Source organism: Pseudomonas sp. PD9R (genome assembly GCF_019200975.1).
Lineage (GTDB): Bacteria > Pseudomonadota > Gammaproteobacteria > Pseudomonadales > Pseudomonadaceae > Aquipseudomonas.
This window is the reverse complement of record NZ_JAHTMR010000014.1, coordinates 166,986-180,756: the sequence shown is the minus strand read 5'-3', so window position 1 is coordinate 180,756 and position 13,771 is coordinate 166,986. Positions and strand designations below refer to the sequence as shown.

Genomic DNA, 13,771 nt, shown 5'->3' with positions numbered 1-13,771 from the left:
TATAAAAATGAGTTCATATAAAGCCATGGAGGAGTGGGAGCGGCCCGCGTTTAGCGACAAAATGTTGGCCTGTCCATTAAAAGGAAACGAGGTCAGCTTTCAGTTAGTTGACGAATTCGGAGATGGCGAACCTTACGCGGGTCTGAGCTACATTATTCAGGACAGTGCCGAACAGCAATACCCAGGGGTGTTGGACGACCAAGGTTTTGCGAAGGTCAATGACTGTTATCGGGGACCTGTCGTTTTGACTCTCAATAGACAGTACCAAGGTGGCGACACTTGGTATGAGAAACTTGTCGTTCGAGAATCATATCCCCTCCCCATCACCGAACTCCAAGTCAGAGCCGAGCAAACCCGCTTTTTCCACAAAGACGGGTCCCGAGTCGAACACAACCCCGCTCGCAAAGGCTCGGAAGATTTCCTGCAAGTGGAAGTGCGCGACCTGGTCAAGCATGGCGCCCATTTGCCGCCCATCGCATCTCGTCGATACATGCCCAATCACTTTGTGGTCAGGGCGATGGAAGAGCTTGGTTTTGGCCCCAAGCCGTTGGAGTTGTATGGCGTCAGCCTGCTGCCGAACCGGCACACGCTACTGGAGGTGCGGCCCTTGCGTGCACTGCGGCCTTTGCTATCGACCGACAGTGCCTTTTGTGCGTTGAACCTGTATCAGCTGGCGATCATGGCCAACCTTAGTTACTCCAACTTCGGGCAGGTGCCGGAGAAAAACCCGGTTGATTCAGTCAGGTTTCCGTTTCAGCCCTCGGTAGGCAACATTTTCGGAGAAGCGCTTGCTGGGTTTCATGAGCGCTGGCAAATGGACGCTTCGCAATCGCCGGTCAAACGATACAACCCGCTCTATGAAGAGGTTCCTTACTCGAAACGCTTCGAGGTCTTGCCATTTGATCCGACGTTGTATGAACGGAATCGACCTGAAAAAGGCGATGAACAGGAATACCCTTCAAAACTGCATTTTTTTGATGACGCCAATAAAAACTGGCTCAGTGGAAAAAGTACGCAGGCCTTCATTACCCATCATGACGAGATCATTCTGATCTCCATCCGTGGAACGCTTGAGTTAGCAGACTGGTGGCGGGATGCGGATGCGCAACAAGTCCCTTTTGATGAAGGCCATGGAAAAGGCAAGGTCCATCATGGTTTTTACGATGCTTACAAGGCGTTGAAGGTGTTCGTTCAAAGCTATCTGGATCAATTTCACACCAGCCAAAAAATCATTATTTGCGGACACAGCCTCGGTGGTGCAATCGCAACGCTTCTGGCAGAAGCATTGCGGTGCGATGAGGATGAATCCTACGACATCCTCCTCTACACCTACGGCTCCCCTCGCGTAGGTGATGCCACCTTCGTCGCCGAAGCCGAACCCCTGATCCACCATCGCATGGTGAACAACGACGACATGGTTCCGGGTGTTCCTGCACCCTGGATGGACGTGAAGCGCAGCATCTGGATGCCGGGTATCGCATCCCTAGTTCTGACCCATCCGGTGGCAAGTTTTTTGATCTTTGCCATAGGCTTGGTTCGTATCGGCGGTGCCCCTTATCAACATCACGGCAAGCTGCAGCATTTCATGCCCGTGGCGTTTAACAAGGGTGAACAGTCGTCGATCCTGTGGGAGCCGGGATGTGCGTCCATTGAGGAAGCCGCATGCACCCGCGCCCTGGCCAACAACGGTGACTTGCCATTTCGAGGCGGGTTCTTCACCCAGGCCAGAAGTTTTGGTGATCACAGTGTGTCGGATTCCTATGTTCCATTTTCCTGGGCGACATTGCGGCGCTGGCAACAAACCCAGGAGGCAGGCGGGACCATCGTCACCACACGTGAATACGAGGCCATCGCCAACGCATTGGCAGACATGCAAGGCGGTTTGTCGAAGCATCAACGTAAAAAAATGGACACGCGGCAATATGCAAACAATGACCCGTCCTACACGCAGGTAGTGGATGATCTCTCAGCAGAGCAACGTAGACTCAACACCTCGTTGGAACGCCTGTCGACGCTGCGCTTTCGTCCACTGAAGCTTACCGATGTGTACGGCTCTGCCGCGCAATCTTCTGAGCTGCAAGCCACACTGCAACGCTGGATGGCTCATCGAGAGAACAACCTCGAAGTACAGATTGCGATGATCCCACCGCGGGTGTTCAGCGACGAGGAGATGTTGGCAGCCATTCGTGAGGGCCGCGAGCCTGGCACGTTCGCCAGGATTGATATTGATTCGTTGTCCTGATGTCCACCGTTGAGCAAGGTCGCAAAAAAGGGTGCCTGCAATAGACGCCCGTTTCATTGACCTGAACTCAGCGTTGCAACGCCTCGGCAATCGGTGCCTTGCCGACACCGAAACCGAGCATCACCGCCAACCCCAGCAAACCAATGCCCGCTCCCAGCCACAACGCCGAAGGCACGCCGTGATGGTCAACCATCAAACCGCCAAACAGCGAACCCGACGCAATCGCCACCTGGAACATGGTGACCAGCATCGCCGAACTGGCTTCCGGTAATTGTGGTGAAGTCAGCTGCATCCAGGTGCTTACGCCCAGCGGTATCGCGCCGTAAGCGATGCCCCAAATCAACACCGCCAACACCACGCCCAAACCGTGTAACTGCGGCAAGGCCAGCTGTGCGATAACCATCAACAACACCACCGCGCCCAGCGATGCCCGCAGATGCCGGGCGACACCGCTGGCCATGGCGAAGTTGGCCAGCATGCCGACCAGGCCAAAACCCAACAAAATCGAAGTGATCGCACTCACCGAGAAACCCGCCTCACGGCCCAGAAACGGTGCGATATAGGTGTAAGCCGAGAAGTGCGCTGCCACTACCAGCGCCAACAGCAACATGCTGCGCCGGGCGTTTTTGCGCGCCAGAAAACCCAGCAGTGCATGCACCTGCAACCCTTCGCGCGACGGCAGCGAGGGCAAGGTCAGCCCTTGGGCGATCAACGCCAGCAAGGCCAATCCCGCAGTGACTGCGAACGATATCCGCCAGGAAAACAGGCTGCCGAGAAACGTCCCGAACGGCACGCCGAACACAGTAGCCAACGTGATGCCGGCAAAGATCAGCGCCGTGGCCTTCGCGGCTTTTGATTCACTGACCAATCGCCCCGCCACTGCAATCGCCACCGCCCAAAAGCCACCCAGCGCCACACCCAACAACGCCCGTCCCAGCAACATGACCAGCAGCGTCGGCGCAACGGCCGACACCAGGTTGGAAAGCACCAGTATCACGGTCAACAGCAGCAGCAAAAGACGACGGTTCATTCGCCCGGCGCCCAGCATGATCGCCGGCGCAGCGAAGGCAGCGACAATCCCTGGCACGGTGACCATCAACCCCGCCACGCCATCGGTGATGCCCAGGCTGTTGGCAATCGGCGGCAGGATGCCCACCGGCAGGTATTCGGTGGTGACAAACGCGAAGGCACCGAGCGCCACCGAGAACACCGAAAGCCAGTCACGCCAGGAGGATGGCTGCTCCTGCGCGAGCGCAGGGTTGGCCGGTAATGCATGCATATCGTTCATGGGAAAAGCTCCACAGTAATGAGTGGAGCCATGCTAGGTATCTGATCGATGCGGAAAAATGGGGTGCAGATCCGATCACTGTGGAGCTATAGCTCCGCAATCAAACATCTACTGAATTAACGCCGTCTCAGTCCACAGTGTTCGGCCCTCTGCCCCATTTTTCCGTAGACCCGCACTCCCTAGACTTTGCCTCGTCAGAAAAACCTACGAGGACACACCCATGACTACTCCACACAATCCCATTCGCGTCGGCATCATCGGCGTCGGCAACTGGGCCCGCCACGGCCACCTTCGTGTGCTCGCCCTGCTGCCGCAATACCGCGTGCAAACGGTGTACAGCGAACACCGTGAGCGTGCTGAAGCGGCTGCCAGCCAATACGCCATCCCGCAAGTCGCCGACTCGGTCGAGGCATTGGTGAACAACCCGGATGTCGATCTGGTGGTGGTGCTCAACACCGCGCCCCAGCACGAAAAAACCGTGCGCGCCGCCATCGCCGCCGGCAAAGACGTCTACTGCGAATGGCCGTTGACCACCACCACCGCCAGCTCCGAAGCGTTGGTAAAACTGGCCAACGACGCCGGCGTGCGCCACATCGTCGGCCTGCAACGCCGTCACGCACCGCACAATCGTTACCTGCAAGACCTGCTGCAACAAGGCTATGTCGGCAAGCTGCGCTCGGTGCGCATGCACGTGAGCATGAATTACTTCCAGGCCCTGCGCCCCAACGCTCTGCGCTGGACCGCACCCGAGGAAAACTTCTCCAGCGTCATCGCAATCTACGCCGGGCACTTCCTCGACATGCTTTTCACCGCCACCGGTTGGCCGGTCAGTGTGTCGGGTTTGATGGTCAATCAGTTCCCCAAAATCACCCTCAAGGAAACCGGCGAAGTGCTGGACAGCAGCGCGCCGGACCAGCTGGTGCTGAGCGGGCTGCTCGAAGACGGCGCGGTGGTCTCGATCCACATCGAAGGCGGCAAGCGCAACGGCTCGGGCGTGCAGATCGACATCACCGGCGACCAGGGCGACCTGAAAATCACTAACCGCTCGGCGTTCGGTGATGTCGGCGATGACTACGTGATCGAAGGTGCCCACGGCGACAACCTGACCCTGCAATCACTGCCGCTGCCTGAAACCTACCAGCGTCTGCCGGCCTCTTCATTGCCGTCGGCGGTGCTGGAACTGGCGGAGTTGTATCACGTGTATGCGCAAGACGTGGCGGACGGGACCCGTGGCGCGGCGACGTTTGAGGATGCCTTGCGCATGCATCGGTTGCTGGATGCGGCCAAGCGCACAACCGACATGGCCCACACACTCTGACGGTTCTGCGCTCGCCAGACGCAAGCCCGCTTCGTACAGGAAGCGGGCTTGCGTCTGGCCACGGAACGCGATGATTAGCTGATTTTGTTCGCCGGCCGGTAATCGCCAATCAAAAAGACACCCACCTGATTTTTGGGTCGATAGTTCCCTACCGCCGTCACTCGTTGCTGCACGCTCTCATCAATGCATTCCTGACCGAACGTGGTGGTGCCGACCGGCCGGAAATACCGCGCATTCAACAGTCGGTAGGTGCCGCCGAGGAAATCACTGTAGGAGTCGGTGATCTCCGGAAGTTTTTTCGGCTGCTGGGGGATTTTCATCGGGTCCAGTTCCAGGCCGCAGTCCAGCGCTTTTTGTGCCATCCAGCGCAGCGGGATGTCCGACAGCGTATTGCCGACATAGCCACCGCCGACATTGGCATGTGCCCCGCAGAACCAGACCTGTTCCATCACTTGATTGGGCTTGGCAATCGGGTCCCAAAGCGTGCATTCGTAGTTGACTCGGTTTTCATCAATGGCGACGGCATGGAAGGCATTGCGCACAATCCCACTGAGCTCTGTGTCGTGAAACTCATAGTATTTATGGTTGAACCACTCAGCGGATTTAAACGGAATACCTAAAGCGCCGACCGTATCCCAGACACCCAGAAAGTGAATATCAATTTCCCGGGAATAACTTTGCCGGAAGAATTGTGCGTTTTCCGTATCGGCACTGGAATCGCGGGTACGGTACAGGCTGTAGGCCTCATCGATACGATTGAGGTGTTTTTTCGTCAGCAACCCGACGTTTCGAATCAGCCCTACCAGGCTCCGTGCAGAATAGGCACCGCGGCTGAACCCGATGATGTAGACCTGATCACCGTCTTCGTAGCTTTTGGCCAAGCCCAAGTAGCCTTCCTTGATTTTCTTCGACAATCCCACCCCAAATGCCCCGCCTTCGAGCTTGTCGTACCAATCGGTCCCCACACCCGCCACATACACCGCGTGCTGAACAGTGCCGTCCTTGTGAGTCGGCAGGATTGCATCATGTAATTTGACGACATTGGTATTGGAGTCGCCGTCGACCTCCGGTGCCTGATCGGGCAGATTCCAGGTCCCGTCGAATGCGATGATGATTTTTTTCGGCATGGTCTTCTCCCTTGAATGTCCACAAATGCACAACCCCTACCGCTGCGGCGCAACCATTCGAAAGCGAATATTGATCTCGTTGGACACAACCGTGTCGGCCCATTCGCCTTCACCTATTTTGAAGTCGTCGCGCTTGAGCGTTAACTCGCCATCGAATATGCCAATGGTATTTTCCGCCTTTAACAGCACCGGCACCGTCACGACCCTCGTCAAGCCCCTGAGCGTCAAACGACCGGTAATCAAGTAGCGGTTGTTGCCGAGGTTTTTTACCTCGGTCGACTCGAATGTCGCCTGCGGATAAGTCGTTGTATCGAACCATGCAGGCTTTTGCAGTTCGCTGTTGGCGTCACTGCTGCCGGCGTCGATGCTGTCGAGGTTGATGGTCAATTTGGCGTGGGCGGCTTCGGGGCTGGCGGTGTCGAAGTCGAGATGGCCCTCGAACTTGCTGAACGTGCCATACATCCTCGATCCCATCTGGCCGTAGGTAAAGCTGATGGTGCTGGCCGTGGGGTTTACGTCGGTGTATTCGACCGCATAGGCGCTTGGCAAAACACTGCACACCAGCGCGCTGGCCAATACGATGAAACGCGGGAATCGAGGGTTCATGGAACACTCCGGGCCGGGTTCCCTCATGGGTTGAGGGGGCGAGCGCACTTAAGCCGACAGTAGGTGGACTAAAGCAAAGAACGGCCGTTTATTCCACTTGCTGCGCGTTCTTGCGACCAGCTGTCACGGGGCGGGTAACGCTTAAGATCAAAAGATCGCAGCCTGCAACAGCTCCTACATTGAACGCGTTTTCTGTAGGAGCTGCCGCAGGCTGCGATCTTTTGACGTTGATTCTTCAGAGAAAATCTATCTGACAATGCCCTCCTCTTTGCGCCACGCCCGCTGCAACAGCCGAATGACCTCTTCATCCGACGTCTGGGAAAAATCCACGTACCAATAACCGATCGACATCATCCAATCGGGAATCAACGGGCAGACCAGCTCATCGACTTCGCTGCGCAACGCCTCGGCTGTTTCAATCGGCGCCACCGGCACGGCGACGACGATGCGCGACGGTGCGTGCACCCGCGTGGCATGGATCGCCGCCAACATCGAGGCGCCCGTCGCCAGTCCGTCGTCGATCAGGATCACCACCTGATCCTTGAGCTGCAACGGCGCACGGCTCCCCCGATAAACCTGCTCACGGCGCAGTAACTCACGAGTTTCCCGGGCAACCACGGCATCGAACGCAGCCTTGTCAATCGGATGTGCTCGCAACGCGTCTTGATTGAGTACTTGTATGCCGCCGCTGGCAATCGCGCCCATGGCGAACTCCTGGTGCGACGGCACGCCGAGCTTGCGCACCAGCATCAGGTCGAGGCGAACATCCAGCGCCGTGGCCACTTCGTACGCCACCGGCACCCCGCCACGGGGCAAGGCGAGAACGATGACATCGGCACGGTGGGCGTATAGCAGTAAGGGTTCCACAAGTCGCCGCCCGGCAGCGGCGCGGTCTTGCAGGATGGTTGGCTGGGTCATTTGAAAACCTCCTCAGACGATCACGCCTGCCGGTGCCCCCAAACCAACGATACTCCATGTTGGAGTTGCCGCAGGCTCGGGCCGCGTGCGGACGATCTTTTGACCTTCCCCCTAAACCAACCGCTCAATCTTCTGATGCTGCCAAACCACTTTGTAATACAGCGTCTGCAAGGCCAGCATCCCCAGATACGCCAGCGGAAACGCCATCCACACCCCTTGCAACCCAAACCGCGCATCCAGCAGATACGCGGCCGGTAACTGCACGCCCACCACGCACACAACCGAAATCGCCACCGGCACCATCACCGTGCCGCTGGCACGCATGATGCCGCCGATAATGGCCTGGAAGCCGAACACCAGAAGACTCCAGAGCATGATGTGCAACAGATGCTCGGCCATGGTCCGCGTCGCGTCCTCAGTCAGGAACAGACCCAGCAACCAGGGCGACAGCAAATAACCCAGCACCACCAAACCACCGGTCAGGCACACGTTGATCATCAGCCCCGTGCGCAGGATCGGCCCGATGCGCTCAATGCGCCCTGCCCCAATCGCCTGGGCACCGAGGATCGACGCCGTAATCGCAATCGACAGTGCCGGAAATTGCACGTAATTGACGATCTGCGTCACCGCGCCATACGCCGCCGTCGCCTGGGAACCGTGCTGGTTCACCAGCGCCAGAATCACCAACTCCGACAGCGACAACACGACCATCTGCAACCCGGTGGGCAAACCGATGCGCAACACCTTGCCCAGTATCGCCATGTCCAGCTTCATCGCCGCAAAAAACTCGCGGTCCGGTGCCAACGGATGCCCCTTGCGAATCAAGCGCCACGCCAGCCATCCCATCGCCGCAAGGTTCCCCGCCAATCCGGCAAACGCCGCACTCTGAATCCCCATCGTCGGCAACCCGAGCCACCCACGGATCAACGCCGGCGTCAGCACCAGGCCGATAACGGTCGACACCACCAATGCCAACAACGGGGAAACCGTATCACTCACCCCGCGCAGCAACTGCGTGAACAACACAAACACCAACAGCGACGGCATGATCCACAGCATCACATGCGCATACGCCACCGCATCGTCCAACACATCCCCCGGCGTCCCCAAACCCACCAACGCCGACCGCGCAAACACACTGCCTAATACCGCTGCTATCAACCCGATAAACACCCCCAACAACAACGTCGCCCCGGCAATGGCTTTCACCAAATGCGTCTCGCGTGCACCCCAGGCCTGACCGATCAATACGCCAGCGCCAGCGCCGAGGCCAATCACCAGGGCGATGAAGAAAAACACGATAGGGAACATGCCCGACACTGCCGCCAGGGCCTGAGTGCCGAGCATCTGGCCGATGTAGATGCTGTTGACCGTGCCGGACATGGATTGCAGGAAATTCGACAGGACCATCGGGGCGAGGAAAAGCAGGTAGGTTTTCCAGAGCGGGCGTGGGGGCTTGGTGGGGGTTTGCATTGGCTGGAGGTCCATCTCGACGGCGGGAGGGCTGGTTAAGGATAGCTTTGGTGGGTAAAAACGACCGGGCGATGAACATCTCAGGTCTGTGTTTAGATTTCCAGTAAAGAGACGTGAAAGGTCCGAGGCTTTCTTATCAGAGGTCCTGCATAAAGCTCGGAAGTCGTTCCCTGTCGCGCGGATTTCATGCGGCTTGTAGTCAACCCGTCGCCAAGATGGCGATTCAGGTTTGGTGACCTGATGTCGATCACTTAGGGTGCAAAACCTGTGGGAGCGAGCTTACTCGCGATAGCGGCGGGTCAATCAACATTGATCGCGAATGTTAAACCGTCATCGCGAGCAGGCTCGCTTCTACAAGGATCAGCGTTCGCTTAGCCTTTTCTCACTTCGACGCATTCCGAGGATCATCATGACTATCAATATACTCAAGCCCCAGCGGCCCCACTCCGTAAACCTGCGAGATGTACTCTCCTGATTTAGCCCAGTGGAAGTGAGGCGTATTAGCCGGGAGTATCACCACGCTACCAGGCCCATAGGCCACCAGTTTGGTTTCATCAAAAACAGTACCGAACCCGATGTAGAACACACCGGACATGACGGTATATATGCGGCTTTCAGGATGCGTGTGGGGCATTAACTTTGTGCCATTCGGTACTTTGACTCTCACGACGTAGGGAGCCGGCTTGCTGGGATCGCCAGCGATAACAGCCAGTTTCACTTCTTTCGGAAAAGCCGGAAAGCTGCGCCATTCCACATCTTCATTATGTATGGCGCCGACTTTATCCAGTGGCAATGGTTGTGCCTGGACAAACGGCGCTGCTGCACTTGCGACAAGAAGTGCCGCCATAGAAGCCGTTTTGAGAATGTTCTGAATCATGAAAGATACCTTAGCGATGCAGTGGACAATATCGTCAGGCTAACTCTATTTGGGATCGACACTGCCGATAATGAGGCGGCCGCGCATTACAGTTGATCCGCAATGTAATCAATGCTCCGGCACAATCCGATTACCAACGCGGCGATACATCATCACGTTCACCAGAGGCATTCCGCGCGGCCTATCAATGCCGTCGATGTTCACCATCACGTCAATGAAGTTCTCATAAAAAATCCACGGCGTAACATCAGCTCCATACCAACCAATAACACCCCGGAGCACACGATCATGAAACGCCAAACCATCCTCAGCATCGCTTTCTCGATCTTCGCAGTGAACGCTTTCGCCGCCACCTCTGCTCAGCCTGTCGTCGCTGAAGGCGGTTCGGATCGTCTGATTGAAAGTCGCGTAGCTGAAGGTGGTTCGGATCGCCTGATCCAGAATCGTGTAGCTGAAGGTGGCTCCGACCGCCTGATCGAAAACCGCGTCGCCGCCGATGGTTCTGATCGTCTGCAAGGCAACACCGTCGCCGCTGATGGCTCCGACCGTCTGCAAGGCAACACCGTCGCCGCTGATGGCTCCGACCGTCTGCAAGGCAACACCGTCGCCGCCGATGGCTCCGACCGCCTGCAAGGCAACACCGTCGCCGCCGATGGCTCCGACCGCCTGCAAGGCAACACCGTCGCCTAAATACATCGCCACAGCGCAAACCCCCAAAAAGCCCGGCCTGATCAGCCGGGCTTTTTCGTGCTCAAGAGCGCGAACTTGGCTGATCTCAGCCCATTCCCTGTAGGAGCGAGCCTGCTCGCGATGTTCTCAAGTGCGCCGCGCTTATCCAGGGACTACGCGTCATCATTAACGTCCATCGCGAGCGGGCTCGCTCCCACAATGGGCAGTTGCTATTCAGTCGTGTGCTGCTCCGCACCCCGCCACTTCAGTACTACTTGCCTGGGAAAAGCGCAATTGCGCCACTGATCATCCGCCCTTAGCGACCGAACAGCGAACTCGCCAACAAGGCTTCCAACCCCATCGGCTTGGCAAAATAATAACCTTGGGCCTGCCCTGCGCCGATTTCACGGAGCAAATCCAGCGTCGCTTCGTCCTCGACACCTTCGGCCACCACGCTCAGGTCCAGCGATTCGGCCATCCGCACTATCGCTCGGACGATCGCGCGGCTGCGGGTACTGGTGGTCAGTTCGAGGATGAACGACTTGTCGATCTTCAAGCCGCTGAAACGGTATTGATGCACGTAGCTCAGGGACGAAAACCCTGCACCGAAATCATCGAGCACCACCGACATGCCGTTGTCAGCCAATTGCTGCATGGTCCGTCGGGCAATCGCCGGTTCCGCCACCAATGCACCTTCGGTCAACTCCAGGCAGATCCGCGACGGCGAGACCCCGTGCCGCTCCAACAATGCAAGCACGTCACTGGCGAAGTCCGGACGCGTCATGCTGTAGCTGGAGCAATTGACATGCACCGGCGGCCAATTGGCGTGCTGGGGTTGCGCGAGAATCACTGCAACGCTGGTCAGCATGTACAAGTCCAGGCGACCGATCAGGCGTAAACCTTCGACATCGGGCAAAAATTCGCCCGGCGCGATCACCCGGCCACCCGGCTGATGCCAGCGGATCAGCGCTTCGAGAGCCAACAGTTCGCCGCTTTCGACGCTGACAATCGGCTGGAAATAGGGCAGCAGTTCGTCGGTACGCTTGAGCGCGTTGCGCAAGGCGCCTTCACGCTCTACCTGGTCCGAGACTTCACGGCGCACTTCCTGGTTGAACACGGCGTAACTGTCGCGCCCGGCACTCTTGACCCGGTACATCGCCGCATCGGCATCGCGCAGCAAGTCGGCTGGCTCGTGATGGAACTGACTGTCGGCGCTGACAATACCGATACTGCAGGACGAAAAAACTTCGTAGCCGTTGATGACAAACGGCAAGTCAAACGCCACCAGGATTCGTTCGGCGATTTCGATCAGCACGTCCAGCGGCGCTTCGGGAGCGAGCACCGAAAACTCATCGCCTCCAAGGCGCGCCAGCATGTCGGTGTCACGCAGACAACCGCGTAAGCGATGGGCAGCCTGCATCAACAGCAGGTCTCCAAAATGGTGGCCGAGGCTGTCGTTGACCATTTTGAAACGGTCGAGATCGATGAACATCACCGCCAGGTGCCCGCCTTCGCTGCCGAACCGTGCCCAAGCCAGATTCAGGCGCTGTTGCAAGTAGGTCCGATTCGGCAGCCCTGTCAGTGCATCGTGGGAGTTTTCGTGTTGCAACTTGGCATTGGCGTGATCGAGTTCGCGGGTGCGGTTCTGCACCCGGGCTTCGAGCTTGAGGTTGGCGGCATGGATTGCTTCGGCGGCCGTACGTCGCGACAACGCGGTGTCAATGTGCCGCGACACGAACGTCAGCAGTTCCTGATCACGCAGGGTATAGCGCACTTGCGGGGTATAGGTTTGCACCGCCAGCACGCCACGCACCACATCGCCATCGAACAATGGAATGCCCAGCCAGGAGTAGGATCGAACTGACTCATGGGCAATTTCGATTTCACCCTCGGCAGACAATCGCTCAGCCTCGCCGGCGTCAATCAGGCAAGGCCGACGCTGACGGATAACGTACTCGGTCAGGCCCATGCGCCCCCGTCGAGCGGCCGGGCAAGTTGTTTGCCGCTCATCGACGTAATACGGAAAGGTCACTTCACCGGTCGCGTCGTCGAACAGTGCGATGTAGAAGTTCTGCGCGAACAGCAGATCACCGACGATGCCATGCAAGGTTTGAAACAACTCAGCCATGTCGCCAGGCTGGCTCGACAGTTCAGCAATCTGGAACAGCGCACTCTGCAGATGTTCGGCGCGCTGGCGGTCTGCCACTTCCTGCCTCAAGGCATCGTTGACGGCCGAAAGCTCCAGGGTGCGACGTATCACCGTCTCTTCCAGGTCTTCCCGGTGCAGAATCCGGTCCAGTGCCATCGCCACATGGCGGGCGACCACCAGAAACAGCGCGCGGTCTTCAGCGCTGTAGGTCCGGGAAACCTCGTAGACCTGCATGGCCAGCATGCCAAACACGTCATCCGAGGCATTTTTCAACGGTGCGCCCATCCAGAATTCGGGACGATCACCCACGCAGTAGAAACGGTTTTCGGCCTGAGCGGCGAGGATGCCGGCGGCGTCGATCAGCAACGGCTGACCCGTGGTCAGTACCTGGCCGGTCAATGACAAGTGCGAAGGGTCCAGGTATTCGTAGTGCTGGGACTCCACGGCATCAACGTCGATGATGTCGACGTAATACGGGTAGTCAATCTTGCCGCTGTGCGGGTCATACAGCGCGAGATAGAAGTTCTCGGCGTCGATCAGGCTGGCCAGTAGTTGGTGCACCCCCACCAGAAACACTGAGCGGTCGCGGGTCGAGCTGGCCAGGTAGGTAATTTCATACAGCACACGCTGCGTAATCTGCGCACGGGCAAGGGTATTGGTCTGCACCTCAATGCCCACGCGCCGGGCAAACTCGGCGAGCGCCGGTTCCCCCGCATCGTCGATGGGCGCGAGCAGCCAGCCCAACTCACTTTCGCCTCTGCCGGTCGGCCAGCGGTGCAAACGCCAGGTCAGGCAAAAGGCTTCAAAGTCTTCATTGGCAACGCTTGATGGCCACTGCACGCGCGGGTCGCCCTGCCCGACCAAATGCAGTTGTTCACCGGCCCGATAGACCACCCATGAGGTGGAGTGGGTCCAGTTGCGCGCTGAATCCAGCAATTGTTCGATCGAGTCGTCGTTGCCAACGTAGGCCATGCCGACAGTATCCAAATTCCGTTTTGGTTGTGATGCGACAACGTCGCAATCGTTCGATTGCCGCGAGGAGTCGGTCAATGGACGAAAACTCATCAGCGCTCCCTGAGCCAGAAACTGGCGATACTCACCTAC

Annotated in this window: 10 protein-coding genes; 3 read left to right on the top strand and 7 right to left on the bottom strand. The window is 57.9% G+C overall.

The annotated features are described in order from the left end of the window. Positions 1-7 precede the first annotated feature (7 nt). Positions 8-2,242: a lipase family protein gene (locus KUF73_RS24120; RefSeq protein ID WP_256345682.1), complete on the top strand. Its 2,235-nt coding sequence runs from the start codon at positions 8-10 to the stop codon at positions 2,240-2,242. 67 nt (positions 2,243-2,309) lie between these two features. Here the strand turns inward: KUF73_RS24120 and KUF73_RS24115 are convergent, their stop codons facing one another. Beyond that, a complete protein-coding gene (locus tag KUF73_RS24115; protein WP_218440507.1) occupies positions 2,310-3,530 on the bottom strand; it encodes an MFS transporter in 1,221 nt (406 codons plus the stop codon). A 220-nt stretch (positions 3,531-3,750) separates the two neighbouring features. On the opposite strand from KUF73_RS24115, the gene KUF73_RS24110 reads away from it, so the two are divergent. Further along, on the top strand, positions 3,751-4,848 hold the full coding sequence (locus KUF73_RS24110) for a Gfo/Idh/MocA family protein (RefSeq protein WP_218440506.1): 1,098 nt from the start codon (positions 3,751-3,753) through the stop codon (positions 4,846-4,848). A gap of 74 nt (positions 4,849-4,922) precedes the next feature. Here the strand turns inward: KUF73_RS24110 and KUF73_RS24105 are convergent, their stop codons facing one another. From KUF73_RS24105 to KUF73_RS24085, 5 genes are all read right to left on the bottom strand, one after another. Continuing rightward, on the bottom strand, positions 4,923-5,975 hold the full coding sequence (locus tag KUF73_RS24105) for a DUF2235 domain-containing protein (protein WP_218440505.1): 1,053 nt from the start codon (positions 5,973-5,975) through the stop codon (positions 4,923-4,925). A gap of 36 nt (positions 5,976-6,011) precedes the next feature. Beyond that, positions 6,012-6,581, bottom strand: coding sequence for a YceI family protein (locus KUF73_RS24100; RefSeq protein ID WP_218440504.1), 570 nt, complete (start codon positions 6,579-6,581; stop codon positions 6,012-6,014). Between the two features lie 246 nt (positions 6,582-6,827). Beyond that, positions 6,828-7,499 carry a phosphoribosyltransferase gene (locus tag KUF73_RS24095; RefSeq protein ID WP_218440503.1) on the bottom strand — a complete coding sequence of 224 codons (672 nt, stop codon included), beginning with the start codon at positions 7,497-7,499 and terminating at the stop codon, positions 6,828-6,830. A 111-nt stretch (positions 7,500-7,610) separates the two neighbouring features. Then, positions 7,611-8,972 carry an MATE family efflux transporter gene (locus KUF73_RS24090; RefSeq protein WP_218440502.1) on the bottom strand — a complete coding sequence of 454 codons (1,362 nt, stop codon included), beginning with the start codon at positions 8,970-8,972 and terminating at the stop codon, positions 7,611-7,613. Between the two features lie 382 nt (positions 8,973-9,354). Continuing rightward, positions 9,355-9,849 carry a cupin domain-containing protein gene (locus KUF73_RS24085; RefSeq protein ID WP_218440501.1) on the bottom strand — a complete coding sequence of 165 codons (495 nt, stop codon included), beginning with the start codon at positions 9,847-9,849 and terminating at the stop codon, positions 9,355-9,357. A gap of 288 nt (positions 9,850-10,137) precedes the next feature. Here KUF73_RS24085 and KUF73_RS24080 point away from each other — a divergent pair, with 288 nt between their 5' ends. Beyond that, a complete protein-coding gene (locus KUF73_RS24080; protein WP_218436659.1) occupies positions 10,138-10,539 on the top strand; it encodes a hypothetical protein in 402 nt (133 codons plus the stop codon). A gap of 295 nt (positions 10,540-10,834) precedes the next feature. On the opposite strand, the gene KUF73_RS24075 is transcribed toward KUF73_RS24080, so the two are convergent. After that, complete coding sequence (locus KUF73_RS24075; protein WP_218440500.1) at positions 10,835-13,732, bottom strand: EAL domain-containing protein; 2,898 nt, start codon at positions 13,730-13,732, stop codon at positions 10,835-10,837. Positions 13,733-13,771: the final 39 nt, after the last annotated feature.

Bases quoted from the DNA above. Each gene is read 5' to 3' on its own strand.
- KUF73_RS24105 (WP_218440505.1), bottom strand. From the start codon at position 5,975: ATGCCGAAAAAAATCATCATCGCATTCGACGGGACCTGGAATCTGCCC.
- KUF73_RS24095 (WP_218440503.1), bottom strand. From the start codon at position 7,499: ATGACCCAGCCAACCATCCTGCAAGACCGCGCCGCTGCCGGGCGGCGA.
- KUF73_RS24080 (WP_218436659.1), top strand. From the start codon at position 10,138: ATGAAACGCCAAACCATCCTCAGCATCGCTTTCTCGATCTTCGCAGTG.
- KUF73_RS24120 (WP_256345682.1), top strand. From the start codon at position 8: ATGAGTTCATATAAAGCCATGGAGGAGTGGGAGCGGCCCGCGTTTAGC.
- KUF73_RS24085 (WP_218440501.1), bottom strand. From the start codon at position 9,849: ATGATTCAGAACATTCTCAAAACGGCTTCTATGGCGGCACTTCTTGTC.
- KUF73_RS24075 (WP_218440500.1), bottom strand. From the start codon at position 13,732: ATGAGTTTTCGTCCATTGACCGACTCCTCGCGGCAATCGAACGATTGC.
- KUF73_RS24115 (WP_218440507.1), bottom strand. From the start codon at position 3,530: ATGAACGATATGCATGCATTACCGGCCAACCCTGCGCTCGCGCAGGAG.
- KUF73_RS24090 (WP_218440502.1), bottom strand. From the start codon at position 8,972: ATGCAAACCCCCACCAAGCCCCCACGCCCGCTCTGGAAAACCTACCTG.
- KUF73_RS24110 (WP_218440506.1), top strand. From the start codon at position 3,751: ATGACTACTCCACACAATCCCATTCGCGTCGGCATCATCGGCGTCGGC.
- KUF73_RS24100 (WP_218440504.1), bottom strand. From the start codon at position 6,581: ATGAACCCTCGATTCCCGCGTTTCATCGTATTGGCCAGCGCGCTGGTG.